The following is a 25,539-nucleotide window of genomic DNA, read 5'->3' on the forward strand; positions in this document are numbered from 1 at the left end:
CCCCCGCACCCGCCCCGGCCATCTCGGTGCGGACAAGGGCTACAGCTCCCGGGCCGTCCGCACCTGGCTGCGCCGCCGGAAGATCCCGCACACCATCCCGGAACGGGCCGACCAGATCCGCAACCGGCAGCGGCGCGGGAGCCGCGGCGGACGCCCGCCTGCCTTCGACAAGCAGGTCTACAAGCGGCGCAACGTGGCCGAACGCTGCTTCAACCGCTTGAAGCAGTGGCGAGGCATCGCCACCCGGTACGACAAGACTGTCGAGTCCTACCAGGCAGCCGTCGCCCTCGCCCCGCTCCTGATGTGGGCGTGACATTTGACGACAGGCTCTAACGACGCTCCTAGGGGGCGTTGACGATCTCCCGCACCTCGTACCGGCCCTGGTGGCCGCTGACGGAGGAATGCCGAGCCTTCCAAGCGGTGATCACGGGCTCGATCAGCGCCCACCGCTCGTCGGTTAGGTCGGTCTTGTGGGACTGGCGGTCACGCACGACCGACAACCCAGCACCTCCGCAGCCCTTCCTCAGCAAGAACGCCGCGGCCGCGCACGTTCCGGTGACGACAGATAGGGCATCACGTCACATACCGCCCTCTGAGGAGTCCCGTTGCCGGTCGCGTACGTGTAGGTGGGATGCTTGATCAATGACAAGTCACGGCGCGACCTTCAGTCCGATCAAGTGGGCGCCGGCGGTTCAGGCTGGCGAGCAGGTGCAGGGTGTCTGGACGAAAGAACTACTTCGGTCCGACAACGGTGACTCGTTCACCTTGCTTCGGATCGGTCACGGCACCAGGTTCGAACTGTCCGGCAGCGCGGTGAGTCGGATCCTGGTGTTGGACGGTGAACTCGTCGTCTCGACTGGTGACAAGCAAGAGCAGGAGAAAGTTCACCGTAGCGGTGCGTACCGTGGACTGCCCGCCGACGGGACCGCTGTCGTATCGAGCCCAGACCGGTGTCTGGCCCTCCTACTGAATGGCGCGCGGCTGGGCGATCCGGCGGACGATGTGTTCAGCCCCGACGGATGGCACGAATGGAGTCCCGGTCAGTGGAGCAAGCTGCTCCTTGAGGTCAAGCTCGACGATAATTTCGACGAACGGGTCGTTGGGCTGGCGCACTTCGAGCCGGGCTCGGTCGCGCCCCGGCACCCACATCAGACCGCACACCGATTCCTGTTTCTCGACGGAGAGGCCGACGACGAGTTGGTTTTCCCAGACGGGACGCGGCAGACCGCCCATCGGGTGCGGGGCGACTTCGTCGACTACCCCTACCCCATCGAGCACCAGACCTTCAGCAAGACAGGCTGCACGATCCTCTTCCTCCACGAGCCCATCGCCAGGTAACCCGACGCGGTCACCGTCGGCCACCTTCTGCAGCCGGACCGTTGCCTCCGCACCGTCGGTCCGACGAGTCCCGCACCTGGAAGTGCTGAGCTTGACTCTGTCGGGGCTCTTGGAGTTTCCGAGGTCGGCTGCCGAGGGTTCGCCACGACTTCAGCCGGGGTATCTCACGCTGGTCGAGGTAGTCCTGGAAGGCAGTCGGTCGGCGGGATGTGGGGGCGTCCTCAGGCCGGTGGCAGTCCGCTGAGGCGCTCGATGTTGACGGTGACAGTTGTCAGAACGTGCTGGATGTGGGCCTTCCTCTGTCCTCGGTAGCGGCAGCGTCGTATTCCGTGTCCGTGGGTGAACTCGTCGACTGTGCCCTCCGCTTCGGAGCGGACCGCGTAACGGGTCTTCCACTCGGGTGTCTGTTGCTCGGTGCGGACGCGGAGTTGCAGGTCGCGGAGTTCTCGTGGGGGGAAGCCCACCGTCGGGTGCTGTCGCGGGAAGTGGTGCACTGGGTGCGGGCCGGGCACGGCCGGCACTGGCTTGTGGTGAACCTGGCCACGATCAGTGGAGCCGCGGTGGGTGAGGAGGTCGGGCAGGGGCCGTGCCGGCCCTGGCTGACCCGGCCCTGGGGGCAGGTGACCTGCTGGCGGTCGTAGTCGATGTGGAAGTCGTCCCGGGCGAAGCCCTCGCCCCGGCGGCGTTGCCGGGTGGGGTTGCTCCGCAGCGGTCCGGAGAGGGTGACCTGTTGGTCGCGGGTGGCTTGTTCCAGGTGGGGCAGGCAGGTGGAGCCGGCGTCGGCCAGGTGCTCGGCGGGCAGCAGTCCACGGCGGGCCGGGCGGGTGTGGATGCCGGGCAGGTCTCGGTCAGGTGAGCGGCGAACCCCAGCTGGTGATGTGTCCATGCCGTGCGTAGCGGGCCGAGGTGTCGTAGGGGAGAGACGGCCGCCCGGGGCGGGGGCGGCAGTCCGGGCCCGCCTTCCGTCTCGGCGGTGCGCCGGCGCAGGTGTCCTGCGGCGTCACGGTGGTAGTTCTGCACCATGATCTGGCGCAGGGCCTGGATACGGGGGCCGGACGTGCGGTCCGCTCCGTGCCGGTGGAGGTGTTCCAGGAGCCGGACGGCGTCGTTTCCGGTGGCAAGGATCCTGGTCTTGGGCTTGGTGGGGTTCCTGTCCGGGCGCACCGGTCGGCCGTAGCGGGTGCCCCCAGTCCTCATCGACCAGCTCGTCGGGTAGGTGGGGGGAGGAGGCGGCGGCTTCTTCGAGTGCGGTGCGGACGGTCTCGGTGATCGGCTCCGGGCGGGTCAGGTCGCGCACCGCGGCCAGGACGTGGGTGGAGTCGGTGCACTGCGTGGTGCGCTCGTGCACCGGTCCGGCCTCCTTGAGACGGGCCGGCGCGAGGTCGAGGAGGCGGCCGCGGAAGTCGGCCGGCACGCTGTGGTGGAAGCCGGGATCGTCCAGTTCCATGGCCATGGAGTGCTTGAAGTCGATGCGGCAGCGGACCGCCTCGGCGGCCTGCCGGTCCGACAGGCCGAGCAGGGACTGCAGCACGCAGACGGTGGCCAGTTGAGCAGGCGAGAGACCCGGCCGTCCGTCCCGGCGGTACCAGTCGGCGAAGTCCTCGTCGCATCACAGCCCGTCCAGCCGGTCACGCACCCGTATCGCCGTCGTACCACCCGGGTTGCTCGCCCGCACGGCCTGAGCAGTCAAAGGCGGGACCTGCTCACCGGAACGGGGGCGAAGGGACGACGAGCACCTCGACAGCGGCATCGGTCGGCGGAACCACCCGAGCATGCCCGGTGATCACGCTGCCGCACCGGGAAACTCCAAGATCCCCGACAGAGTCAAGCTGAGAAGCTGTTGCTGAACCGGGCATGAGGGCCGTGTTTTCGCTGGTCGGGAATGAACTCGTTGCTGGTCCGGGTGAGATGCCGCATCGGGTCGTCTGACCGGGGAGGGCGCGATGCCGTCGGTGCTGGGACTGCTGGAGGACGGGGAGTCGGCCGCGCTTCAGCGGGTTGCGAAGCCGCGCGAGTATGCCGAGGAGCTGTCCGCGCGGTTGCGGGAGGTGGAAGAGGCGTGGCAGTACTTGGTCATCGCCCATCAGAACGGTGTCGCGGGGGCTGCCCCAGGCCGAGACGGGGGCGGGGCCGGCTGGTGCGCAGCGCGGCCAGCAGCGATTCCTGACGCACCGCCGAAGCACCAAAACCTGACGTCGAAGTCAGGTGCAAGTCGGGCGGGCCGCCCGGACAGAGAAGGACGGTGCGCATCGGCGAGGTCGCCGACCAGGCGGGAGTGAGCGTGCGGGCGCTGCGCTACTACGAGGAGCAGGATCTGCTCCAGGCCAGGCGTGGCCAGGCGCGGCCTCGGCAGCCAGTGGCATGTCTCCGACACCGCCGTCGGCCGGGTCCGGCTGATCCAGCAGCTGTATGCCGCGGGCCTCCCGAGCAGCGTCGCCGGCAGCTGAGTGTGCCCACCCCGGTGCTCGGTGGAACAGCGGGGCCATACGGGTACTGGAACGGGGTGTCATGCGCGCACACCACGGTGATAAGTGGCTGAGTTCTTATATTCTGCTCATGAAAAATCCCATCCAGGACATCGTCTCCAGCCGCCTGGCCATGAGACGGACCGCGCTGCGTGCCGCAGCCGGGATCGCCGGTTCCGGACTGCTGGCGGCCGTCGTGCTCGCCGGCGGCCCGGCGGGCGCCGCCCCCCTCGCTCCGGTCGTCGTCGGGAACCCGGTGGCCGGGAACAACGGCTTCGGAGTCGTCACCGAGGGCAACACCACGCTCGGCAGCACCGAGTCGGAGGGGCCGGTGGCCGTCGGCGGGGACCTCTCCTTCGGCGACAACTACAACGTCGCCCTGCACACTCCCGGCACCTTCACCGCCCCCGGCGACACACAGCCGACAGCCCTGCTCGTGGGCGGCGGCGTCGACTACGCCGGCACCAGCCCGTCCGGCGTGCTGCGGGTGCTCCAGAACGGCTACGCCAAGATCGGCGACACGTCCGCCAGCGACGCCCTCACCGAGGACCAGAACGGCGCGAGCGTCAACACCCAGGTCGTGGCGGACGGCTCCGCCTACAGCTCCACGCCCCGCATCGAGCTCACCACCCGGCAGCCGGCCGCATCGGTCGCACAGTCCGGCCTCATGGACTTCACGTCGCTGTTCTCCACCTACCGCGACCGGGCCGACACGATGGCCACCTGCGCGACGACCGTGACCCTGCTCGACGGCAACGGGAACCCGCTGCCCGACCAGAGCACGATCCCGCCCGGCTCCAACATCAAGATCGCTCTCACCCCGGGACAGACCAACGTGCTCCGCCTGACCGGCGAGCAGCTCAACAACATCGGCACGCTGACCTTCCTCGATCAGCCGACCCAGGACACGCCCCTGCTCGTGACCGTCGACACCTCGGGCAGCGGCAACGCGTTCATCTGGCACACGGCCACGATGGCGGGCGTGTCCGGGAACCAGGCTCCGTACATCCTGTGGAACTTCGCCGACGCCACCGACATCACCATCGCGGACGGCGACACCATCGAGGGCACGATCTACGCCCCGCGCGCCGAGCTCACCGACCTCGACCCGGCGAACATCGAGGGCGACATCATCACCCGCGAGCTCGTCGCGGGCCCGCTGTCCGGCGGGGCGGGCGGCGGCGCGGTCAACGCGGGCGAGATCCACTACTTCCCGTTCGACGCCGACCTCCAGTGTGACTCCGGCACCCCGGCCCCCGTCACCGGGGCGGTCAGCGTCGAGAAGAAGGACGCGGAGTCCGGTGACCCGCTGCGCGGCGCCGTCTTCCAGCTGTGGCGCGAGAGCAATGGCATCGAGGGGCTGCAGACCGGCGGTGATGCCCCCGATACCGAGGTTGGCGACCGGTGTACGACGGGTGCGGACGGCGAATGCGCACGGACGGTCGAGACGGGTACCTACTACTGGCAGGAGGTCGCGGCGCCCGACGGATACGACCTGCCGGACCCGGCCGTGTTCGGTCCGCTGACTCTGACCAGGGCCAATGCCGCCACTGGCGTCTCGACGACTGCGCGTAACACGCAGACGCCTGAGGAGCCCGAGGGCTCATTGCGTGTCATGAAGTCCGACGCCCAGACAGGACGGCCGCTGGAAGGCGCCGTCTTCCAGTTGTGGAAGGAGTCGAACGGCCGAGCCGGACTACAGACCAGCGGACGCGACCCGGACACCCGGACCGGCACCGGATGCGCCACGGACAGCAAGGGCACCTGCGACTTCGCCCCGCTCGCGCACGGCACGTACTACCTGCGCGAGACCGCTGTCCCCGAAGGCTACGTCCTGCCCGACAACACGGTGACCGGTCCATACGTCGTCAACGGCACGCACGAGGACGTCAAGGTCGAGAACGAGCGCGGCGAGCCCTGCAAGGGCGGCAAGGGCGGTAAGGGCGGCAAAGGCGACAAGTGCCCCTAGTACGGCAGCTCCTGACCCGCACCACAGCTCAGCCGCTCCCCAGCGCGTCACACCGCTGGGGAGCGGCCCTGAGCACCTGACCGGACCGCGGCGACAGAACTCTCGATAAGAAGCCGTTGTCTCTCCGGTCTTGAGAGATGCGCGTCGAACGGGAATCTCGATCGGGTGATCGCGGCCGGTGCCGGGCATGCGGACAGCGCCTCTTGGCAGCTCAGAGGTTGTTCTGGCTCACCGGTTCGGGAACGCTGCCGACAGCCCGATGCGTGAGCGGCGTTATCCCACCGATATGACGGACGCGGAGTGGAGGGTTGTCCGGCCGTTGCTGCCAATGCTGGGGTGGCTGCGTGGTTGGCGGGGCTATGACCGCGTGCTGATCGCTCTGGTGAGTCTGTGTCTGGAGGTGGCCGGGTCCGGGCTCGTGGTGGTGACGGTGACAAGGGTGAGGTTGAGGTCGTCGGTGCGGGTCAGGGCCCGGTAGGGCGGCGGCAGGGTCAGGGTCGGGATGAATGCGCCCTGCAGCGGCACGGACTCGGCCGGTACCGTGGTGGTCGGGGTTGCGTGGGCGGGTGGAGTGGGGATATGGCCGGTCGGTCCGGTCGGCGTGTTCACCGGGCGGCTCCGGCTGTGATGTTCAGTGTTGACGGTATGGGCGCGTGGAGAGGGCGGTGCAGCCGCCAGACGTTGGCCGGGGGCAGGTTGCCCCACACGGTCCAGCGATTGGTGGCGTACCTGTGCTGGTAGCTGGCGAGGACCTCTTCGACAGCGCGGTGGCGGCGGGTCTCAGTGCGGGAGGCAGTCAGGGCGCGGGCGTAGCGGGTGCCGCGGTAGGCGAAGTAGGTGAGGGTGCCGCCGGGGTGGAGCAGTTCCATGTACCGTTTCATGATCGTCTCGGCCTGTGCGGGGGTGAAGTTGGTCAACGGCAGGCCGGAGACGATCACGTCGTAGGGGTGGCCGGTGTCGAGGTGTTCGACGAGGGTGTGGTGGACGCGGACCTGTTCACCCTCGCCGGCCGGCCGCGGATGGGTGCGTACGAGGCGGCGCAGCTGGGAGGCGAAGCGCGCGTTGGCCTCGACGATGTCCAGTCGGCTGCCTGAGGGGAGGCGGGGGATCAGGGTGCGGGTGACCGATCCGGTGCCCGCGCCTGCTTCCAGGACGTTCAGGGGCTGTGTTCCGTGTTCCTGGACCGGGTCGGTCAGCAGGCGAGCGAGTGTTTTGCTGCTGGGAGCGATGGCTCCGGTGGTGCGCAGGTCGCGGGCTGCTTCGAGGAGGAACATCCAGCCCTCGGCGTTGCGCTGCGCGAGGGCATGGTCGTGTGAGGAGGTCCGGTCGTCCATGTCTTCGACGCTATGGACGCCCTTCACTCCTGCGGATCCTCCCTTTCGTGGCCGCCTTCTCCTACGAAAGTAGGGGGTCGTCATGGCGGAACGTCGGCCGTGGAACACGCAGCCGCCTGTCTACGCTGCACAGGTGGGATGGGAACAGAGTCACAGATGGGCCGGGTACGGGCGCTGCGTGTTGGTGGTGCTGCTGACCCTGGGGGCTGTGCACAATGGCGCGTCGACCACCGGCGGCCATGACGTCGCCTTCCGTAGCGCGGTCGTGCTTGCCTGTGGGGCGGCTTTGCTGTTTCGCCGGAAGCTGTGGTGGCTCGCTCCGGCTCTGACAACGGTGGCCGGTGGCGTGTGGGGATGGGTGGTGCTGCCGTTGTTCCTGGTCGCCCTGTTCGACCTTGCCAACCGGCGGCGCGTCTGGGCAGCCGGGGTCTGCTCAGCCGTGGCGCTGGCCGGCAATGCCGTCCTGAGCCCGGCTGCGTCGTTGTGGGTCCCGCAGCAGTACGGCTCGATGCTCTTCCTGCTGCTGGCCGTGATCGGCGGGTTGTCGATGGGCAACCGGCGCCGTCTGGTCCAGGCGCTGCACGCCCGGGTGGAGCATCTGCGAACCGAACGGGAACTGCGTGAACAGGCCGCGCGGATGGCGGAGCGTTCCGCGATCGCAGCGGAGATGCACGATGTGCTCGCCCACCGGCTCAGCCTGATCGCCCTGCACACCGGCATCCTGGCCACCAGGAAGGACACGCTGCCCGGTCCCGTCGTAGAACGCCTCAGCCTGTTGCGCGCCGCCTCGACCGACGCCCTGACCGACCTGCGCGACGTGCTCGGAGCCCTGCGCACTACCGAGCCCCTGTCCGCTGCGGCTCCACCCGCACCCGTCCTGCGCGATGCCGAGGAGATGATCGAGCAGGCGCGGTCGGCCGGACAGACCATCAGCGTGACCGTGGAGGGCAGCCCCGCACAGGCGCCCGCAGCGCACCGGCTGGCCGTCTGCCGGCTGGTCCAGGAGGCCCTGACCAATGCCCGTAAGCATGCCCCCGACGCAGCGGTCGGTGTCCGCATCACCTATGTGCCGCCCGCCACTCTGGTCGAGGTCACCAACCCGCCCGGCACCGGCCCGACCGGCGTAGAGCCGGTTTCCTCCGGCTTCGGCCTGATCGGTCTGCGCGAGCGCGTCGAAGCACTCGGCGGGCACTTGGGCGCCGGGCCCGGCGGCGCCGGCGCCTGGCGTCTGGCCGCCCGCATCCCTCACCCCGTCACCGAACAGAACGGCCCCGATTCGTGATCCGCGCCATGGTCGTCGACGACGACGCCCTCGTCCGCCTCGGACTGACCGACCTCCTCGACAGCGACGACACCATCGATGTCGTCGCCCAGGCCACCGACGGTCTCCACGCCATCGAGCAGGCCACCGCCCACCGTATCGACGTCGCCCTGGTCGACGTCCGCATGCCCCGCATGGACGGCATCACCGCCACCCAACGTCTGCGTGCCCTGCCCCGCCCGCCGAAGACCATCACCCTCACCACGTTCGACCTCGACGAGTACGTCTACGACGCGCTGGCCGCCGGAGCCGACGGATTCCTCCTCAAGGACACCGACCCGGCCGAAATCCTGCGCGCCGTCCACCTCGTCGCCGCAGGCTCCGCCATGCTTCACCCCGCCGCCGCCCGCCGCCTCATCGACCGCTACCACCACACGAGCCGCCCTCAGGCCACCCAGGCCCAGGCGCACGTCGAAGCCCTCACCCCACGCGAAAGGAATGTCCTGGCCCTGCTCGCCCAAGGAGACACCAACGCCGACATCGCACAGAGCCTCGGTATGCAGGAAAGCACCGTGAAATCCCACGTCAGCCGCATCCTGACCGCCTTGGGCGTCACCAACCGGGTCCAAGCCGCGCTCCTGGCCCGCGACGCGGGCCTCACCCTGTGAGATCCACCCCGGCCTCACCACCATCAAGGGGACTGCCAGCTCACCGCAGCACCTCTCGGACCAGGCGCTGTGCACGGCGCCGCCGAGACAAAACCGAGGCGACTGTTCATATTCAGCCCGAACCGGCCGTAGGGGTTCACGTGGGTCCAGAACAGCGGGGACAGCGCCCGCCGGCCGGCGCCGGTGAGTCGCTTTAGCCACCTCTCCTCGCTCAGAGTGTCCTGGGGGAGCAGGGCGTTGACGTGCACCAGCGCGGACCGGAGCAGGTGCGGGGCGAGCATGGACACCTCCTGGGACTCCTTGCCGGCGCCGGCCAGGTCGCCGTCCTTGCCGTAGAACAGGTCGTGGTTGGCACTGTTCCAGTTCCCCGCGACCCGGGGCCCGTCGTCGATCTCGCGGCGCAGGCCGGCGCCGGCGAGGATCTGAGCCGCGAAGAGATCCTCGACCTCCAGACGGCGCTGACGGCCTGGCTACGGTTCAACGCGCTGCCAGTCTCCTGACGTGCCGTCCCGGCCCCCCAGGCAACGCGCGTCCCGGAAGCGCTGCGGGTCGGCCTCGCTGAAGGCGAATCGGCATCGGCGTTGGCCTCGTCGGACGCCGTACTCGGTCACTGGTCCGCCGATGCTCACGAGTGCCGTGCACAGCCCTGCCTTGTCAGCTGCTCGGCGGCCGTCCCGGTCAACGCCCGGGGTGCAGGCCGAGCCACCCCGGGGAGGGAGCCCCCGTCACCTCGCCGACGTGGAGAGCGAGCTGCTGCCTGAAGCGCTCGGCGAGGCCCCGGTTCGCCATGAAGTCCTCGAAGCCGTCGAGATGGGCGTTGCGGTACTGCCAGATGGGGTGGTAGCCCTCGTGGGGCTGGATGTCGGTGCGGACCGACCACATGGAGAAGTCGGACTGTGTCTTCTTCGACAGCCACCAGTTCAGGTACAGTTTCGCGGCGGCGGGATGCTTCGCGTGCCGGAAGACGGCGGCGCGCTGGGCCCAGGCCATGAACGGGTCGTGCTCGGGGACGACGAAGCGGGTCTTGACGCCGGCCGCCGGGGTCAGCATGCCGTCCGTGCCCAGTGCGACGGCCGCGCGGCCCGCCTCGACCCGGTCCGCGGGTTCCTGCGTGCCGCGCACCCAGGCCACGTCCTGGGCGGCGAACCGCCGAAGCCACTCCCAGCCGTACGTGTCGACGATGAGGCTGTACAGGTACAGCACCGCGTCGTCGTCGTTCGGGTATGTGGAGACGATCTTTCCCTTCCAGCGCGGATCGAGGAGGTCCCGGGCCGAGGCCGGTGCTGTGCCGCCGGCCTTGTCGACGTTGTAGATGGTGGAGAAGGCGTCGACGAAGATGCCGGTCCACGCGCCGTCGGAGTCCTTGAAGGCCGGGTGGACGCGGGAGAAGCCGGCCGGCTTGTAGGGGAGCAGGGCGCCTTCGTGCTTCCAGCGGGGAAAGTCCTGCAGGGTCTGCAGTTGTACGACATCCGGGACGAGGGAGCCGGTGGCGAGCTGGTTGTCGATGCGGGCGTCGTGGAACTTGCTGTAGTCCACGATGATGTTCAGCGTGATGCCGGGGAACGCCTTCTCGAAGGCGGCCTTGTTGCCGTCCTGCTGGGTGGCGGTGTCGCCACCGGCGTAGACGGTGAGGGTGCCGCCCTCCGCTTTCGCCTCGCGGTACAGCTGGTCCAGGCTCCTGGTCTCCTCGCGGGACTTCGCGGCGTATCCCGTTCCGGTGCCCAGTGCGACCCCGGCGGCTGTGAGTGAACCTGCGGCGAGTACCTGACGTCGTCCGACTGGCATGGATGTTCCCCTTCGGTGCGGTGCTGCAGTGCGACGGGCAGGAAAGGAATATACCTTCCTGTGCAGCGTTATTTTGGCCTCCCAGCGAGCCGCGTAACCAGGTGAGACACCGTGATGTGGAGCTCAACGGGCGCCTGAAAATACTGTATAGTCAGCTTTATGAGTGAGCTGCTGAACGACGAGGGGGTTGTCCTGTACGGCGACATCCTGCGGCTGACGGACGCGCTCGGTGGACGGGCCGATCGCACCATCCGCGAGGCCGCTGGACTGGGCGGTTCCGAGTTCGAGGTGCTCCTGCGTCTGGCCCGCCATCCGGAGAACCGGACCACCAGCGCCCGTTTGGCCGAGGAGCTGTCGTTCACCTCGGGCGGGCTGACCCGGCTGATCGCCCGCATGGAGGGGGCCGGGCTGCTCACCCGCCACCCCCACCCCGACGACCGCCGAGCCGCGCTCCTGGAGACCACACCGAAAGGCCGTGAGCTGCTGGAACGCGCCCTCGCCGCGCATGTCCCGCAGGTGGGCGCCGACCTCGTGGAGCCGCTCACCCCGGTCGAGCGGCTGATCCTGCGCGAGCTGGTGACCAAGCTGTTGGCCCACTCCGCACGCGGCACGGTGCAGGGGCCCGCGCAGCCGTAACCGTCCAGCCCTTCCCCGCAACCTCCAGCCCTTCCCCGCAACGCATCCGGAAACCAACGGAGTGCCCCTGTGGAGATCCTCTTGATCGGCGCCACCGGCATGATCGGCTCCCGTATCGCCGCGGAGGCGCCGAGCCGCGGCCACGAGGTGACCGCTGCGACGCGCTCCGGCTCGGCCGTTGCCCTGCCCGAGCACCCGGCCCCGACCCCGCTGGCCCCCGACGCCTCCGTGCCCGGCGAGGTGGCCGAGGCTGCCGCCGGGCATGACGCGGTGGTCTGCGCCGTCTCCTCGGCCCGCGTGGCTCCGACCCGACCGCCCCGCTCCTGGCGGTCCACCGCTCGCTCGTCGAGGGGCTGCGTGCGTGCGGCATGCGCCGTCTGGTCGTCGTCGGTGGCGCAGGCGGCCTCGGGACCGCCTCGGGGCTCGACCGTGTCGACACCCCCGACTTCCCCGCGGTCTACAGGGCCGAATCGCTCGCCCGGCGCGAGGTCCTGCGCCTGCTGCGTGCCGAGGTGGGCGACGACCTGGACTGCACGTACGTCTCCCCGGCCGAGGAGATTGCCCCTGGCGAGCGCACCGGTACCTTCCGGCTCGGCGGCGACGAGCTGCTGACCGCGGAGGACGGCGGCAGCTTCGTCAGTGCGCAGGACTACGCGGCGGCGCTCGTCGACGGGGTGGAGAAGAGCGCGCCGGGCCGGCGCCGTATCACCGTCGCGTACTGATGTGCCCTCGGAGAACCACCCGCACGAAGGGCACTGAGGCAGCCGGGTGGCCCGGGGGGTGTTGCCGCCCCCCCCGGATCGCTCCCGGACTCCGACTCCGCAGCGGGCTGTGCAGGCCCTCACGGCGGCGGCTCGGCACGGGGCGGGGACCGGCGGAACGGCAGGAGTGCGCCAAGGTGCGCGCCCTGGCGCTGCTGGGCCGGGCCCGCCACGCGAGGCATGATCGGTGGATGCGTGGTGTGGAAGACCAGTCGGGTGGGGGCAACGTGGAAGAGCCGACGGAGATCTCGTCGCCGAAGGAGGCCGCGGACCATGCGCTGGTGCTGGCGTTCGGGCGGTTGCAGGGGGCGGCGAACCGGCTGGGGTACATCCTCGGGCGGTCGCTGGAGCTGGAGTGCGGCATCAGCCATCTGATGTTCGAGGTGCTGCTCGTCCTCGGGCGGGCGGGTGACCCCGGGCTGTCGATGCGGGCCATCGCCCAGGCGCAGGTGCTGACCACGGGCGGGGCGACGCGCCTGGTGGACCGGATGGAGGCGGCCGGGCTGGTGGAGCGCGCCGAGGACCCCGGTGACAGGCGCGGGCGGCTGGTGAGGCTGACCCGGTCGGGGGAGGAGACCGCCGTGCGGGCGTCCCGGGTGCACGTGGAGAACATCCGGCGTTACTTCCTGGCGCCGCTGCCGCCCGAGGACCGGGAGCGGTTCGCCGAGGACCTGCGGATCCTGAGCCACTTCGCGCGGGACGAGCTGCCCCGCCTGCCCTGAACGGCCGCTCCGGGCTGCGGCCGTGCGGCTTCAGTGATGCAGTGACGGCAGGGGCGAGGTGTGGCGGGTGTCACACGCGGAGAGGAATGTCTGACGAGTCAGTTACTGTTTTCTCAGGTGAATCGCTCGCCTTCGGCAAGCGCCACACTTCTGCTGGGACACTCGATGCATCTCGTCTACGTCTTCGACGCCTACTGCGGCTGGTCGCACGGGTTCTCCGGAACTCTGCGCGAGACCGTCTCCCGCCATCCCGAGCAGCCGGTCGAGGTGGTCTCCGGCGGCCTGTTCACCGGGCCACGTCGGGTGCCGATCCGCGAGTTCGGCTACGTCCAGGGCTCCAACGCCCGGATCGCCGAGCTGACCGGCGCCGAGTTCGGCGAGGGCTACGAGCGGCTGATCGCCGACGGGTCGTTCGTGATGGACTCCGAGGCCGCCGCGCGCGGCGTCGCCGCGCTGCGCCGGGCGGCCCCCGACCGCGCGGCGGAACTGGCCGGCACCCTCCAGCGGGCCTTCTACGTCGACGGCCGCAGCCTCTCCGACCCCGCGACCTACCGGAAGGTCGCCGAGGAGGCCGGTCTGGACGCCGACGCCGTCGTCGCCGCCTTCCACGCGCCCGAGGCGCACCACGCGGCCGCGGCCGACTTCCACCGCTCCGCCGAGCTGGGCGTCACCGGCTTCCCCACCCTGCTCGCCGTCGACGGCGACCGAGTCACCCCCCTGGCCCACGGCCACGCCACCGCCGACGCGATCGACAGGCGACTGGCCGCCCTGAGCACCACACCCTGACCACCGCCCCGCCCACTGCATCTCCGTCCCCTCCAGGAGGCCCCGCATGAGCACCCTCTCCTTCCAGATCCTCGACCTGGAATTCCCGGCCGGCAGCAAGAACAAGACCGCCACCCTCGTCACCGGTGAACACGAGGCGCTGCTGGTCGACGCCGCCTTCACCCGCGCCGACGGCCACCGGCTGGCCGCCGAGATCCTCGACTCCGGCAAGAAGCTCACCACCGTGTTCGTCAGCCACGGCGACCCCGACTTCTACTTCGGCGCCGAAGCGATCGCCGACGCCTTCCCCGACGCCGTCTTCGTCGCCACCCCGCTCGTCATCGAGCACATCCAGCACTCCTACGAGGGCAAGCTCAAGGCGTGGGAGGCCCTCGGCCCGAACCTGCCCACCCGCCTGGTCGGCCTCACCCCGCTGAGCGGCGGCCTCACCCTCGAAGGCCACCGCTTCGAGCTCAAGGGCGGCCCGGCCGGCCTGCCCGACCGTCACTACCTGTGGCAGGCCGAGCACCGCGCCCTCCTCGGCGGCGTCCTGCTCTTCCAGCAGGAGCACGTCTGGGTCGCCGACACCCCCACCCCCGAAGACCGCTCCGTGTGGATCGAGCTGCTGGAGGAGATGGCCGCCCTCCAGCCGGAGCTGGTCGTCCCCGGCCACCGCCTGCCCGGCACGGCGGCCGACGCCTCCGCCATCACTGCCACCCGCGACTACCTCGCCGCCTTCGAGGAGGAGCTCGGCAAGGCGGCCGACGGCGCCGCGCTGACCGAGGCGCTCGTCAGGCGCTACCCCGACCACGGCATGCTCATCGCCGCCCAGCTCGGGGCGAAGGTCGCCAAGGGCGAGATGAACTGGGGCTGAGTGCCATGACGTACGAGCACACCGACTTCGCGACCTCCACGGCCCCGGCCGACGTGGTCCGCCGCCAGTACCTGGCCTCCGCGGCCGGCGACCTGGAGGCCCTGCGCGCCACCCTCGCCCCGGACGTGGAGTGGACGGAGATGGCGGGCTTCCCTCTCGCCGGCACCTACCGCACCCCCGACGGCGTCACCTCGAACGTGATGGAGCAGCTGGGCAAGGCATGGGACGGCTGGACCGCGCACGACGACACCTACGTCGTCGACGGCGAGAACGTCGTCGTCCTGGCCCGCTACACCGCGGTCAACAAGGCCACCGGCAGACCGATCGACGTGCGCGTCGCCCACCACTTCGTGGTCCGCGGCGGCCTGATCGTCCGCTTCGAGCAGTTCACCGACACCGCCCTCGTCCGCGACGCCATGCACGGCTAGGCGTCCGTCCGGCCCTTCCTCCGCGACCGGCTGCGATTCCGTCCATGTCCCGACGTGGGGATTCCGTGTGCCGGCCTCCGGGGAACCGGCTCGGCCGGGGACAGAGGGCGACCGGACTGCTGGACCTGGTATGCCTTCTCCTGCGCTGGTCGTCGTCCCTGCACACGAAGTTGTCCTCGGCCGGGTGCCGGGGTGTGCGCCCGCGGGAAGACCGAACCGTCGAAGATCTTCCGCGCGGTGCGGACGACAGCAGTACGGCATGCCTTCGGGGCGGTGCCGAGACCGGTGCAGCCCCTGCGGGTCTCGATGTCGAGGAATCCCGCGGGGGTGCTCGATACACCGCCGGTCTCCTGTTGTGGGCAGGCGCGCCACGGCGCTGCCGACACTGCCGTCGACGAGCACCCCGGCGGCGACGCCGGCGGCGCCGAGGACGCCGATAGCGCTGTGGCAGCGCTTCCGAGGTGTCCCAGGCGAAGGTGCGGGTCATGACCACGCCCCCGTGGCGGGGCGGCGCGAGGAGGCTCAGCTCGGGCACCGCGGTGGCTCGCGGGCCGCCCGAGTCCATCAGGGGCCCGGCGGCGAGCCGGAGCTTCCGCAGCCGTCCGGCCAGGTCCCGGTCCGCTTCGAGGGCCTTGGGTTCCTCCTGAGGTGAGTACTGGCCGCTGGCGATCCGTTCGCGCAGGCGCCGCGCAGCGTACTCGGGCAGGCTCGACCGGGGCTGATCGGTGCCGGAGCCGGCGGACGATGCGCCCCTGTTGAGTAGCTGCAGCAGGTCGCGCGCCTGCACGGCCCGCACCATGACCCGCTCGGCGTGGTGGCGTGCGTGAGGCGGCGGGGAGACAGCGCCCGTCGAGCTGAGCGCGCCGATCGGGAGAGAGTTTCTCCTTGTTGGCGCGGTTCTGCGCGATCCAGGTGCCGAGGTTCACCGGCCTGCATCCCTTGGTGACGCACCGGGCCGGAATGCGAAGGTCCCCGTGGGCGGGACGGTGGCGTACACCCGGGCTGATTTGAGCGTGGTGTTCCAGAGCTCCTGATCCGGAGACCGGGCCGTGCTTGGACCTGTGGGAGTCTGTCGGTCCTTCTGGTTGTGCTGGGTGCTGTTGGTGTGGACATTCCTGAGGACACTGAGGGCGATGTTGTTCTCATGGTGTCCGGGGGGGTGTTTCTATGTTTTTCGTCGAGTCGCGACGGGGTTCTGGTGTGGGATACGGATGCGTGGCTGCTCGTGGCTGCTCGTGGCTGCTCGTGGCGGGACGGGGTGGCGTTCGTTCCGTCCTTCGTGCAGGGGGGTCTCGTGTTCATGCAGGCTTCTCGGTCGGTCGAGAGGCTGGCGTGGTCGCTGGACGGCGTGTTGCGCATGGTGTGCGGGTATGCGTCCGATGCTGGGTGATCCGATTTCGCCCTACGGCGTTCTGTCCGGTGAGGGCAAGGCGGGTGACCTGGGATGCGAATACAGCGGGTGGCCAGCGCGGACAGGTCGGGCATCGGCCGTCATGGGAGAGCGGCTTCCGGGGGCTCGGTCATGCGGGAGGCGAGGGCGACGTACTCCTCGATGAGCGTGCTGTATCGGTAGCTCCTCCAGGCAAGGCACACGGGTGAGTGCGGGAGGCCGCTGACCGGTACGTGGGTGGTGTCGGGGCGAGCGAAGTACCTCGCGGTCGACAGCGGGAGCACCACGACCCCGCGTCCCGCGGCGACGTGTTCGAGTACCTCCTCGATGCTGCGCACGTCGAGCGACGGCCGCCGCCCCTGCCTGTCGCGCGGCCAGAGGCGGGCGTCGCGCCATTCGGGCTCGGCCTCCAGGAGCAGGTGTTCGGCGGCCAGGTCGGCAGTGTCGACCGCGTCCCTGTCCGCGAACCGGTGGCCGGTCGGCAGCTCGGCCACGTGCGGTTCGGTGAACAGCGGCTCGGTCGACAGGCCGTGGGTGTCCGTGGGCAGCCGCAGGTACCCGACGTCGACCCGGCCGTCCCTGACGAAGTCGGCCCGGTGGAGAAAGTCCATGCGCAGCACTTCCACCGACACCTCGACGTGGCGGCCGGAGAACTCCCGGACCGCGGGCGCGATGGGCACGCCGGGCGTGAACCCGACGGTGAATCTGCGCACGCCCGCGGCCACGTCGCGGGCACGGCGACGCGTGGCCTCCGCCGCCGCGAGCAGACTGCGGGCGTCCTCGAGCAGCGCCTCGCCGACGGCGGTCAGACGTGTGCCCGTGGTGTCCCGGTCGAACAGGCTGACCTTCAACTCGTCTTCCAGCACGCGGATCTGACGGGACAGGACGGGCTGTGCGATGTGCAGCACCTCGGCGGCGCGGCCGAAGTTCTCGTGCTCGGCGACGGCGATGAAGTAGCGCACCCTGCGCAGGTCCAGATCCATGACTCCTCCGTTCGCCCTGCGGTGATGCCTCCTGGGTATGGCCTGGACGACGGAAGGTCTTGGACAGGCGCAGGCCGCACCGCCCGCGCGGAGTGTGGAGGCATGCGAATCATCTGCGTCGAGGAGCACACCGTCGACCCGGCAATGGCGAGGGCCGCCGCGCCCGGCCTCCTGCGGGAAGCCCCTTGCATGCGTACCCAACAAGACGCGGACGCCCCGTGGCCACGCGGCAGCGGTCGTCCCACGACCGTCTCGATGCGGGAAGCCGCCGAACCGGCCGTGGACGTCGGCGACGGCCGGATCGCCGCCATGGACACGCACGGCATCCAGATGCAGGTGGTGTCCTCCACGGCGCCGGCCCGGCTCTCCCCGCCGGACCAGGCCGTCGCCTTCACCCGAGCCGCCAACGACCGGCTCGCGGAAGCGACCAGGGCGCACCCGGACCGGCTGAGCGGATTCGCGGTCCTCCCCTGGCAGGACCCGCCGGCGGCGGCCGAACTGGACAGGTCCGTCGCCGAACTGGGCTTGAAGGGCGCGCTCATCGTGGGCCGTTGGGGAGAGACCTTCCTCGACGACCCGCGCTACGCGCCCGTGCTGAAGAAGCTCAGCGACCTGGACGTCCCGCTGTACGTCCCCCCGTACCACCCGCTGCCGCAGGTGCAAGACGCCTACTACGGCGGCTTCGCGCCGGAGGTGAGCGCATGGCTGTCGCTCGGCGCGTGGGGCTGGCACAACGAGGCGGGCGTCCACCTCCTCCGCCTGATCCTGTCCGGAGCCTTTGAAAAGTATCCCGGCCTGCAGGTCATCAGCGGGCACTGGGGAGAGATGGCCCCCTTCTACCTGGACCGTCTCGACGACACGCTCCCGCCGAAGGCCACCGGCCTGTCGGGAACCATCACCGAGATCTACCGGAACCACGTCTGGGGCACCCCGAGCGGCATGGGGGGACTTCCCCACTTCGGGTTCGTCCACAAGGCCGTGGGCGCCGAGCGGATCATCTGGTCCGCCGACTATCCGTATCTCGCGCTGGACGGAACGCGCGAGTTCATCGAGAAGCTCCCCGTCAGCGACGAGGACCGGGAGAAGATGACGCACCTGAACGCCGAGGCGCTGCTCCGCCTGTGAACGGTGCAGCCGCTCCCTGACCTCCTCCGGTACGTGCTCTGTGTCTTTCGTCAAGGCGCCCGGGTTCGGTTTGGGGTGGTTTGACTTGCTGGGGTCATGCGGCGAGTTCGACGTCCTCGAAGATGCGGGGCTCGTGGAAGGTGCCGTCGCCGAGCATGGCGAACAGGACGCTGATGCGTCGACGGGCCAGGCGGAGGAGGGCCTGGGTGTGGGTTTGCCGCGGGCGCGCTGGCGGTCGTAGTAGGTGCGGGCGGCCGGGCCGGCGTTCATGCAGGCGAAGGCGGAGAGGAACATGGCACGTTTGAGCTGCCGGTTTCCGCCCCGTGGGGCGTGTTCGCCGTGGATCGAGGTGCCCGACGACTTCGTGGTCGGGGCCAGTCCGGCGTAGGAGGCGAGGTGGGCGGCGGTGGGGAAGCCGGTGCCGTCGCCGCCGGTGACCAGCCAGACGGCGGCGGTCCTGGCGCCGACGCCGGGCAGCGACGTCAGGACCTTGGGAAGAGGGTGAGCCCCACAAGGACGTTGATCTGGGCTTCCAGGGCCCGGCGCTGTTCGTGAACGGACGCCGGCGAGCGGGCCGGGGACGGGATCACGGTGTCGGGGGTGCCGGTCCCGGGCACGACGACGGTCTGTTCGTCGAGTGCGTCGAGTGCGTCGAGTGCGTCGAAGACATCGTCGATGAGCCGGGCGGCCAGGCGCGGGGCCTTGGGCCGGATCCGTTCGACGAGTCTGCGGCGGCCGGCTGCGCGCAGTGCGGCCGGGGAGCCGTGGCGTTCCAGCAGCCAGCTGACGGCCTGGTGGTCGAGGCGGGGTCCCAGGACGCGTTCCAGGCTGGGGTGGAACTGGGTGAGCAGTCCGCGTATCCGGTTGCTGGTGCGGGTGGTCTCGGCCGCGAGGTCCTGGTCGAACCCGACCAGGACGGTGAGTTCGGCGGTGATCTCGTCGGTCAGCTCCAGGGAGCGCAGGGTGTGCGGCATCGTCCGGGCCGCGTCCGCGATGACGGCCGCGTCCTCGGCGTCGGTCTCGGCCTCGCCGGGGTAGAGGTCGGCGATCCGCCGCATCGCCAGCCCGGGCAGGCAGGCGACGCGGCAGCCCGCGTCTCGCGCGACGGCCAGCGGGAGGACACCGATCGAGGCGGGCTGGTCCACGATCACCAGGCTGTGCCGAACTTCGCGGTCAGCTTGTCGAAGACGGCCCACAGCTTCGGCTCAGAAGCTGTGTCACATCTCTTTGTGCAGGCCGGGGGTGGGGGTAGCCCGTCGGTGGGCGCCTCCGGCCCGTCTTGGTGGCCGCCGGGGCGGAAGTCCGGGTCAAGCCTCCAGGGTGGCGTCTCTAATCCTTCGATCGGGTGAGACTTCGGCATAGCGTCCCGGCGGGATCGCGCACAGGCTGTCAGCCTGGGCCGCATCACCCTGCCGCAGCGGACAGGGGCCACACGATGCGATAGGTGCTTACTATGGCCATTCCTGTCTTCTGGGGTGAACCCGTCGTCACGCCCGTGGAGTCGATGCCCTTCATTGCACGAGAATCCTCCGGCGAGCTGTCCTTCGGGTTGAAGGGAACCGAGGAAACACCCGGCCATGTCAAGAAGCTGGTCATGCGCCTGTACGCACCGGAGCACACGCGTCTGGTGGACGCGACGGTGACCCCGCTCGGCGGTGCGCCGGGCGGATGGAAGGGCACCATGACCCTCGGCGCGGAGCTCGTGGAAACCGGAGGCGACCGCATGGTGTGCACCTGTGACTATGCCGGCGCGCTTCCCGCCGTCGGGCAGGAATGGGCATGGAAGGTGACCATCAGCGTGCCGCGCGGATGGCCCATGCCGCCCGAGTGGGAAAAGAGCACCAATGGCTGGACGGCCGTGCAGGCGCATTCTGCCGACGATACTGGCACGCCGTGGTCGAAGTCGATGAGCATGGGGATCCGCACTACGCCAGGGGAGGACATCCCGGACCCCCGCTGACGCGCCCCGTCTGCCCCGCTGGCTCGTGGTTCAGGCTGCCCGGCCGCGCGGTGCCGGCCGGGGGCGGATCCGCTACGGGCTGGGCGATCACCGTTTCCGGTCGTACGGTGCTGGTATGCGCAAGGGCGCGGGTGTCCGGCTGCGGCTGGCCGTGGCCGTGGATGACGGTGAGGGGGCGCGGCTGTGCCGCCGGTGCGGAGAGCCGTTGATGCCGAAGGCAAAGGCGACGGCGGTCTTCTGCTCGTCCAGGTGCCGCTCGCGAAGCTGGCGGCGGTCGCGGCGAGCGCGGGTGAGGACCGGGGCGGTGCAGGCCGCGGTGAAGGCTACCTGCCCGGAGTGCGGGGTGTCGTGGACGGTCGGGGTCGACCATTCCGTTTCGGCACTGTACTGCTCCCCCCGCTGCCGCAAACGGGCCTGGCACAGACGGCGCACGCGGAGGGGCGGGATGTAAGCCGCGCGCGCAACGACGCAGGGGACCGCTCCGCGCGCCGGGTTCCCGCGCCCTGGCTGAGGCTCCCGGGTCGTTCGATGGTGACAGGTGACGGGCTGGAAGGGAGAGTTGCCGGCGCGTGAAGGGGCGCCGCGCCCGGGGGCCTGTGGGGGTGGTGTCCGCGTGGGTGCGATGGTCGGCAAGGTGACCCGGGAACGCTACGACGAGCTGGTCAAGCTGGGGCGGGACTGGGTGGAGACGATGAGCCGCGCACAGTGGCGGCTCGGGGACGCTGCCCTGGAGATCGAGCCGCTGCGCTCGTATGGGGGCGTGAATCCGTCGGGGAAGGATGACCTGTTCACCGTCAGCGAGTCCATACGGATGTTCGCCGAAGACGTGGGCTTGGCCTACGCGACCGTACGCACCTACCGATGGGTAGCATCACGCTGGCCGGGCCGGTGTCGCCGGGCGGGGGTGTCGTTCACCATCCACAGGATCCTGGCCAGTATCCCCGATGAGGCCGAGCAGTTCGAGGCGGTCAGCAACCCCCCGGCCTGCCCGACGGGCGGACCGCCAAGGTGGACGCACGACAGCGCCAAGCGCGTGGTGGGCTGGAAGGTCGACTCTCCCGAAAGCGTGCAGGAGAAGGTCGAGGCGATCCACGACCTGGCCACCGACGACGCGGTCGCCGCGGTGGTGATCACCGACTTCCTGCGCCGTCCCGACGTGGCGACCAAGGCGATGGCCGACGACACCGCCCGGCACGCCGTGAACGAAGCCCAGTTCGACCGGTTCCGCCAGGAGGTCCAGTTCACCCACCAGGAGGCCGCCCCGCAGCTTCAGCGCATGGAGCACGGCGCCGAGTTCATGGACCTGGTCGCGGCCTGCGCGCAGTTCGTCGCCACGGCCGGGCGGATCGTGCCCAACATGAAAGGCGAGCACTACGGCGAGGCCGAGCGTGACACGGTCGGGCGGGGCCTGGCCCGGGTGCGGGCCGCGGCCGACTGGATCGAAGGAGCCGTGATGCGCGGCGAGACCGGCCTGGACGAGCAGCTCGCCAAGCTGATGAAGGGCGAGGGAGAGTAGCCGATGGGGCGGGGCTGCCCCGCTCACGTCCACGCCGAAGCGATCCTGAACGCCCTGCAGGAAGCCCGCCCCGCCGGGCTGACCATCGTCCAGCTCATGGCCGCCACCGAGCGGACCCGCGCGCAGATCCACACCGGTCTGCGCCATCTGCGCAAGGTCGCCGCCGCCCGGCGGCCTGCCGCCCGTGACCTGGGACAGACAATGGGGCTACCGGATGCTGGACGACGCGCCGGAGGTGTGGATCAGCTACGAGCGGGCGTTCTTCGAGACCGAACACCGCCGCATCGCCAACTTCATCGCCGCGATCCTCCCCGCCCACCAGAACAAGACCCCCGACGACCCCTACATCCGCACCGTCATGGCCCAGATCGGCGCGGTCGAATCCACCTTTCACCTGCTGGCCAACCTGGAGCGGACCCAAGCGTGAGACGAGGAGGCGGGCCGCGACCGCACCGCAGTTGGCTCCTGTCCCACGCGGTCGCGGCCCTCGCCCCTCGTGATGCTGCCGGCCTACCGCTACCCCTCCGACACCAATGACCGGGAGTGGGAGCTGCTGCAACCCCTCCTCCCACGTCCCGCATGCCAGACACCCAAAGGAGGGGCGCCCGAGAAGTGGCCCCGCCGACGGATCGTGGACGCCATCAGGTACATAACAGACAACGGGGCGAAGTGGAGGGCACTGCCCGCCGACTTCGGCATCCCCTGGAGGACCGTATTCGGATACTTCTCCCGCTGGGCGAAGGCCGGCGTGCTCCAGCACATCCTCGACCAGCTGAGGCGCCGCATCCGGCTGCGCAGCCGACGCTGCCCCTGGCCCGTCCGCGTGATCATCGACGCCCAGTCCGTCAAGGGTGCGGAAACCGTCTCGCAGGCCACTCGCGGCTGGGATCAAAACAAGATGATCAATGGCAGGAAGCGCCACCTGATCGTGGACCAGGACGGCCTCCTCGTCGACCTGCTCGTCACCCCCGCCAGCGTCCAGGAGCGCGAAGCCGCCCGCACCCTGCTGACCCGCCTGCACGCCAGGCACCCCGAGATCGTGCTGGTCTGGGCCGACAACGCCTACGGCGGCGAGGAGTTCACCGACTGGGCCCAGCGCAGCCTCGGGATCACACTCAAGGTCGTCCCCCGCCCCAAGGACGCCGAAGGCTTCATCGTGTTGCCAAAGCGGTGGGTGGTGGAGAGGTCGAACTCGTGGACGATGCGGGCCCGGCGCAACGCGCGGGACTACGAACGTCTGATGTCCCATGCTGAGGCGCACATCCAATGGGCATTCGTCACCCTCATGACCCGCCGGCTGGCCCGGAAACAGCCTCAGCCCGAGGCGGTCACCGCAACCCTCGCGGCAGCCGCCTGAAGATCCCTCCCCTGCCGTTCGGCTGACCGTCCATCGACGCCCAACCGAACGGCAACCGGGATCACTCTCGTGGACCAAGTCCGTGACCTGCACAAAGAGATGTGACACAGCCACTCACTGTTGGGCAGTTGCTTGTCGAAGACCTTCTTGCCGGCCGGGGTGAGTCCGTGGCCGTGGTGGGCGCTCTTGCCGACGTCCAGGCCGAGGAACACGCCCACGTCTTCGCTCTCGAACACCGTGCCCTTTCAAGGGTGTTGACGGTGCCGGCCTCGGCCCGGGTGCCGTGCTCGCGCATCCACGTCATGCAGACCTGCCGCCCGCGAACTGCCCGGCATCGCGCCGGACCGGACGGTGGCCGGACCTCTGATCAGCGTCTCCGACGGCACCTCCCGGGCCCGGCGAACACCACCCCCCAGGTCATGCCTTCGACAGGGGGACACAGTCATACCGGGCCCGGAGGCCAGCGGCCCCGTTGCAGGACCGCGAAAAACATAACTGTGAGAGTTCTTCTGCGGCCCGGGATGGGTTGCTGCCAGGCTCGACGCCGATGTTCCGGCATGACTCGCAACATAACTGGCGCCCCGTCAGGGGCTGCCGTGCCCCCGAGATGTCTGCCGGACGCCGGCGTCGGCCTGGCCCACCCGTCGGCTTGATCAGCAGCTTGTCCGCCTTCCGGCGTGACTCATCACAGTTCCGCCACGCGGTGACTCCACCCAGCCCGACGCCGACCACGGTCGCCCCGCCTTGAAGGAGAACAACCGCGTGACCATGCTCGCAGAACACGTAGACGGCGTCATCGGCGTCGACACCCACCGCGACACCCTCGCCGCAGCCGCCGTCAGCCCCATCGGCGCCGTCCTGGAGACCACCGACGCACCAGCACACGGACGCGGCTACCGGCGTCTGCTGGACGTCGCCCGCCAGCACATCCCCGGCCAGCGGTACTGGGCGCTGGAAGGCGCCGGCAGCTACGGTGCCGGGCTTGCTACCTTCCTCGAAAACGCCGGTGAACGCGTTGTCGAGGTCTGCCGCCCCCAGCGCCCGGCAGTCCGCGGCGGGCGCAAGACCGACATGCTCGACGCCGTCCGCGCAGCCCGTGAGGCCCTGTCCACCGAGCACGTCATCCAGCCCCGAACCCGTGGCGAACGCGAAGCTCTGCGAGTCCCGCCGGCCACTCGTCATGGCGCAGTTCTCGCCTCCACCGCCGCGATCAACCAGCTCAAAGCGCTGACCGTCTCCGCACCGGAAGACCTCCGGGCCGACCTGCGCAAGCTCAGCCGACCTGCGCAGGTCAGCCGATGTGCGCAGGTCAGCCGATGTGCCAGCCTCCGCGACCGGCCCGCCCAGGAGATCGAGCACCGTATGACGGTCCGGCCTCTGCGCTCCACCGCCGAGCGCATCAAGAACCTCCAGGACGAAGCCAGGCAACTCGAACGCGAGATCCTCCAGCTCGTCCGGCAGGAAGCCCCTGAGCTCCTTGACCTCGTCGGGGTCGGACCTATCGTCGCCGCGCAGATCCTGATCAGTTGGTCACACCCGGGCCGGTTCCGTTCGGAAGCCGCGTTCGCCTCCTTCGCAGGCGCGGCCCCCATCCCGGCCTCGTCCGGCCTGACCAACAAGCACCGCCTCGACCGCGGCGGCGACCGTCAGCCCAACCGGGCCCTCCACACGATCACGCTGACCAGGATGCGGCTCGATCCTTCCACGAAGACCTACGTCGCCCCTCGCACCAGCGAAGGCAAGAGCCCCCGCGACGCACAACGCTGCCTCAAGCCAGTCATCTGCCGACAACTCTTCAAGATCCTCGAACGAAGGAGCCGCCCGAGCACCGAAGAGCTCGACCAAGCTGCTTGACACGACATAGCAGCCTCGGGGGGGCTGTTGTGGGATTGCTCGTTGCTGTGTCGGTGTTCCGGGCAGGGGAGTGGGGTGGGGGCATGGCTGTCGGCCCCTCCGTTTCCGGTCTCGTCCGTGCTGTCACCGTCGGCTGATGTTCCGTTGACAGGTGTCCCGTGTGCTGATGTTCCGTCTGCTTCTGTCTCGACAGACCGGGCGGTGTTACGGCCCATGGTGGTGCGTCACCTTCTTGCATTGGACGAAGCCGAGTCCTTGGAGACGGTGCACGTGGGGATCGCTGCGGAGACGGCCCGGGCTCTCGGCGCACGATACGGCGCTGGCCTTCGGTGGCACGCGGGCGGGGGC

Annotated in this window: 23 protein-coding genes and 4 pseudogenes; 18 read left to right on the plus strand and 9 right to left on the minus strand. The window is 69.9% G+C overall.

Going from position 1 to position 25,539, the window contains the following annotated elements; all coding sequences use genetic code 11:
* Positions 1-313 (plus strand): transposase (locus G5C65_RS06750; protein WP_165297716.1); only part of this gene is annotated, 313 nt, incomplete at its 5' end.
* 34 nt (positions 314-347) lie between these two features.
* Here G5C65_RS06750 and G5C65_RS39005 read toward each other — a convergent pair.
* Positions 348-491 (minus strand): annotated as a pseudogene (locus G5C65_RS39005) (IS5/IS1182 family transposase); the annotation flags it as partial.
* Positions 492-642: 151 nt separating this feature from the next.
* Between G5C65_RS39005 and G5C65_RS06760 the strand changes: the two are divergent.
* Positions 643-1,338, plus strand: coding sequence for a cupin domain-containing protein (locus G5C65_RS06760; RefSeq protein WP_165297717.1), 696 nt, complete (start codon positions 643-645; stop codon positions 1,336-1,338).
* Between the two features lie 221 nt (positions 1,339-1,559).
* On the opposite strand, the gene G5C65_RS39010 is transcribed toward G5C65_RS06760, so the two are convergent.
* A complete protein-coding gene (locus G5C65_RS39010; RefSeq protein WP_338146257.1) occupies positions 1,560-1,859 on the minus strand; it encodes a transposase in 300 nt (99 codons plus the stop codon).
* A gap of 479 nt (positions 1,860-2,338) precedes the next feature.
* Positions 2,339-2,884, minus strand: coding sequence for a transposase (locus tag G5C65_RS40070; protein ID WP_478501599.1), 546 nt, complete (start codon positions 2,882-2,884; stop codon positions 2,339-2,341).
* A gap of 696 nt (positions 2,885-3,580) precedes the next feature.
* On the opposite strand from G5C65_RS40070, the pseudogene G5C65_RS06780 reads away from it, so the two are divergent.
* Both G5C65_RS06780 and G5C65_RS06785 read left to right on the plus strand, forming a co-directional pair.
* Positions 3,581-3,767: pseudogene (locus tag G5C65_RS06780) on the plus strand (MerR family DNA-binding transcriptional regulator); the annotation flags it as partial.
* Between the two features lie 127 nt (positions 3,768-3,894).
* Positions 3,895-5,772: a choice-of-anchor A family protein gene (locus G5C65_RS06785; protein WP_241265598.1), complete on the plus strand. Its 1,878-nt coding sequence runs from the start codon at positions 3,895-3,897 to the stop codon at positions 5,770-5,772.
* Positions 5,773-6,377: 605 nt separating this feature from the next.
* Here G5C65_RS06785 and G5C65_RS06790 read toward each other — a convergent pair.
* Positions 6,378-7,106, minus strand: a complete 729-nt coding sequence (locus G5C65_RS06790; RefSeq protein WP_165297720.1) for a class I SAM-dependent methyltransferase — start codon at positions 7,104-7,106, stop codon at positions 6,378-6,380.
* 184 nt (positions 7,107-7,290) lie between these two features.
* On the opposite strand from G5C65_RS06790, the gene G5C65_RS06795 reads away from it, so the two are divergent.
* Together G5C65_RS06795 and G5C65_RS06800 are read left to right on the plus strand one after the other, a co-directional pair.
* Entirely contained in the window at positions 7,291-8,388 is a 1,098-nt protein-coding gene (locus tag G5C65_RS06795) for a sensor histidine kinase (protein WP_338146259.1), read from the plus strand.
* Positions 8,385-9,035: a response regulator gene (locus G5C65_RS06800; RefSeq protein ID WP_165297722.1), complete on the plus strand. Its 651-nt coding sequence runs from the start codon at positions 8,385-8,387 to the stop codon at positions 9,033-9,035. Before G5C65_RS06795 ends, G5C65_RS06800 begins: the two co-directional genes overlap by 4 nt.
* 23 nt (positions 9,036-9,058) lie before the next feature.
* On the opposite strand, the gene G5C65_RS40690 is transcribed toward G5C65_RS06800, so the two are convergent.
* Positions 9,059-9,487, minus strand: coding sequence for a Tn3 family transposase (locus tag G5C65_RS40690; protein ID WP_165297735.1), 429 nt, complete (start codon positions 9,485-9,487; stop codon positions 9,059-9,061).
* 226 nt (positions 9,488-9,713) lie between these two features.
* Positions 9,714-10,820, minus strand: a complete 1,107-nt coding sequence (locus G5C65_RS06810; RefSeq protein ID WP_165297723.1) for an ABC transporter substrate-binding protein — start codon at positions 10,818-10,820, stop codon at positions 9,714-9,716.
* Positions 10,821-10,979: 159 nt separating this feature from the next.
* Between G5C65_RS06810 and G5C65_RS06815 the strand changes: the two genes are divergently transcribed.
* The 6 genes from G5C65_RS06815 (at position 10,980) to G5C65_RS06840 (ending at position 15,006) form a co-directional block, all read left to right on the plus strand.
* The gene (locus G5C65_RS06815; RefSeq protein WP_165297724.1) at positions 10,980-11,456 is read left to right on the plus strand and encodes a MarR family winged helix-turn-helix transcriptional regulator; all 477 of its coding nucleotides are present in this window, start codon (positions 10,980-10,982) and stop codon (positions 11,454-11,456) included.
* A gap of 99 nt (positions 11,457-11,555) precedes the next feature.
* Positions 11,556-12,068, plus strand: a complete 513-nt coding sequence (locus G5C65_RS40695; protein WP_420903286.1) for an NAD(P)H-binding protein — start codon at positions 11,556-11,558, stop codon at positions 12,066-12,068.
* A 340-nt stretch (positions 12,069-12,408) separates the two neighbouring features.
* The gene (locus G5C65_RS06825) at positions 12,409-12,939 is read left to right on the plus strand and encodes a MarR family winged helix-turn-helix transcriptional regulator (protein WP_165297725.1); all 531 of its coding nucleotides are present in this window, start codon (positions 12,409-12,411) and stop codon (positions 12,937-12,939) included.
* Between the two features lie 165 nt (positions 12,940-13,104).
* Complete coding sequence (locus tag G5C65_RS06830) at positions 13,105-13,725, plus strand: DsbA family protein (RefSeq protein WP_165297726.1); 621 nt, start codon at positions 13,105-13,107, stop codon at positions 13,723-13,725.
* Between the two features lie 46 nt (positions 13,726-13,771).
* Positions 13,772-14,578 carry an MBL fold metallo-hydrolase gene (locus G5C65_RS06835; protein WP_165297727.1) on the plus strand — a complete coding sequence of 269 codons (807 nt, stop codon included), beginning with the start codon at positions 13,772-13,774 and terminating at the stop codon, positions 14,576-14,578.
* Between the two features lie 5 nt (positions 14,579-14,583).
* Positions 14,584-15,006 carry a nuclear transport factor 2 family protein gene (locus tag G5C65_RS06840; protein WP_165297728.1) on the plus strand — a complete coding sequence of 141 codons (423 nt, stop codon included), beginning with the start codon at positions 14,584-14,586 and terminating at the stop codon, positions 15,004-15,006.
* 1,491 nt (positions 15,007-16,497) lie between these two features.
* Here the strand turns inward: G5C65_RS06840 and G5C65_RS06845 are convergent.
* The gene (locus G5C65_RS06845) at positions 16,498-17,379 is read right to left on the minus strand and encodes a LysR family transcriptional regulator (RefSeq protein WP_165297729.1); all 882 of its coding nucleotides are present in this window, start codon (positions 17,377-17,379) and stop codon (positions 16,498-16,500) included.
* Between the two features lie 189 nt (positions 17,380-17,568).
* Between G5C65_RS06845 and G5C65_RS06850 the strand changes: the two genes are divergently transcribed.
* Positions 17,569-18,504, plus strand: a complete 936-nt coding sequence (locus G5C65_RS06850) for an amidohydrolase family protein (protein WP_206441314.1) — start codon at positions 17,569-17,571, stop codon at positions 18,502-18,504.
* A gap of 94 nt (positions 18,505-18,598) precedes the next feature.
* On the opposite strand, the pseudogene G5C65_RS06855 reads toward G5C65_RS06850, so the two are convergent.
* Positions 18,599-19,714: pseudogene (locus G5C65_RS06855) on the minus strand (IS110 family RNA-guided transposase); the annotation flags it as partial.
* Positions 19,715-19,957: 243 nt separating this feature from the next.
* On the opposite strand from G5C65_RS06855, the gene G5C65_RS06860 reads away from it, so the two are divergent.
* The 4 genes from G5C65_RS06860 to G5C65_RS06875 all read left to right on the plus strand — a co-directional run bounded on the left by G5C65_RS06860 (position 19,958) and on the right by G5C65_RS06875 (position 23,337).
* Positions 19,958-20,464 carry a hypothetical protein gene (locus tag G5C65_RS06860; RefSeq protein ID WP_165297731.1) on the plus strand — a complete coding sequence of 169 codons (507 nt, stop codon included), beginning with the start codon at positions 19,958-19,960 and terminating at the stop codon, positions 20,462-20,464.
* Between the two features lie 622 nt (positions 20,465-21,086).
* A complete protein-coding gene (locus G5C65_RS06865; RefSeq protein ID WP_165297736.1) occupies positions 21,087-21,980 on the plus strand; it encodes a DUF6192 family protein in 894 nt (297 codons plus the stop codon).
* A 184-nt stretch (positions 21,981-22,164) separates the two neighbouring features.
* Positions 22,165-22,407: a hypothetical protein gene (locus G5C65_RS06870; protein WP_165297732.1), complete on the plus strand. Its 243-nt coding sequence runs from the start codon at positions 22,165-22,167 to the stop codon at positions 22,405-22,407.
* A 72-nt stretch (positions 22,408-22,479) separates the two neighbouring features.
* On the plus strand, positions 22,480-23,337 hold the full coding sequence (locus tag G5C65_RS06875; protein WP_165297733.1) for an IS5 family transposase: 858 nt from the start codon (positions 22,480-22,482) through the stop codon (positions 23,335-23,337).
* Positions 23,338-23,450: 113 nt separating this feature from the next.
* Here G5C65_RS06875 and G5C65_RS40365 read toward each other — a convergent pair.
* Positions 23,451-23,573, minus strand: a pseudogene (locus G5C65_RS40365) (IS110 family transposase); the annotation flags it as partial.
* A 532-nt stretch (positions 23,574-24,105) separates the two neighbouring features.
* On the opposite strand from G5C65_RS40365, the gene G5C65_RS06885 reads away from it, so the two are divergent.
* The gene (locus G5C65_RS06885; RefSeq protein ID WP_206441315.1) at positions 24,106-25,191 is read left to right on the plus strand and encodes an IS110 family RNA-guided transposase; all 1,086 of its coding nucleotides are present in this window, start codon (positions 24,106-24,108) and stop codon (positions 25,189-25,191) included.
* The last annotated feature ends 348 nt before the right edge of the window (positions 25,192-25,539 follow it).

It is taken from the genome of Streptomyces boncukensis, from assembly GCF_011045075.1.
Classification (GTDB): Bacteria; Actinomycetota; Actinomycetes; order Streptomycetales; family Streptomycetaceae; genus Streptomyces; species Streptomyces boncukensis.

Excerpts from the sequence above, each read along its gene's own strand:
- G5C65_RS06815 (WP_165297724.1), top strand. The coding sequence starts at position 10,980 with ATGAGTGAGCTGCTGAACGACGAGGGGGTTGTCCTGTACGGCGACATC.
- G5C65_RS06845 (WP_165297729.1), bottom strand. The coding sequence starts at position 17,379 with ATGGATCTGGACCTGCGCAGGGTGCGCTACTTCATCGCCGTCGCCGAG.
- G5C65_RS06840 (WP_165297728.1), top strand. The coding sequence starts at position 14,584 with ATGACGTACGAGCACACCGACTTCGCGACCTCCACGGCCCCGGCCGAC.
- G5C65_RS06875 (WP_165297733.1), top strand. The coding sequence starts at position 22,480 with ATGCTGCCGGCCTACCGCTACCCCTCCGACACCAATGACCGGGAGTGG.
- G5C65_RS06785 (WP_241265598.1), top strand. The coding sequence starts at position 3,895 with ATGAAAAATCCCATCCAGGACATCGTCTCCAGCCGCCTGGCCATGAGA.
- G5C65_RS06790 (WP_165297720.1), bottom strand. The coding sequence starts at position 7,106 with ATGGACGACCGGACCTCCTCACACGACCATGCCCTCGCGCAGCGCAAC.
- G5C65_RS06830 (WP_165297726.1), top strand. The coding sequence starts at position 13,105 with ATGCATCTCGTCTACGTCTTCGACGCCTACTGCGGCTGGTCGCACGGG.
- G5C65_RS06825 (WP_165297725.1), top strand. The coding sequence starts at position 12,409 with ATGCGTGGTGTGGAAGACCAGTCGGGTGGGGGCAACGTGGAAGAGCCG.
- G5C65_RS06865 (WP_165297736.1), top strand. The coding sequence starts at position 21,087 with ATGGTCGGCAAGGTGACCCGGGAACGCTACGACGAGCTGGTCAAGCTG.
- G5C65_RS06860 (WP_165297731.1), top strand. The coding sequence starts at position 19,958 with ATGGCCATTCCTGTCTTCTGGGGTGAACCCGTCGTCACGCCCGTGGAG.
- G5C65_RS06835 (WP_165297727.1), top strand. The coding sequence starts at position 13,772 with ATGAGCACCCTCTCCTTCCAGATCCTCGACCTGGAATTCCCGGCCGGC.
- G5C65_RS06885 (WP_206441315.1), top strand. The coding sequence starts at position 24,106 with ATGCTCGCAGAACACGTAGACGGCGTCATCGGCGTCGACACCCACCGC.
- G5C65_RS06810 (WP_165297723.1), bottom strand. The coding sequence starts at position 10,820 with ATGCCAGTCGGACGACGTCAGGTACTCGCCGCAGGTTCACTCACAGCC.
- G5C65_RS06850 (WP_206441314.1), top strand. The coding sequence starts at position 17,569 with ATGCGTACCCAACAAGACGCGGACGCCCCGTGGCCACGCGGCAGCGGT.
- G5C65_RS06760 (WP_165297717.1), top strand. The coding sequence starts at position 643 with ATGACAAGTCACGGCGCGACCTTCAGTCCGATCAAGTGGGCGCCGGCG.
- G5C65_RS40695 (WP_420903286.1), top strand. The coding sequence starts at position 11,556 with ATGATCGGCTCCCGTATCGCCGCGGAGGCGCCGAGCCGCGGCCACGAG.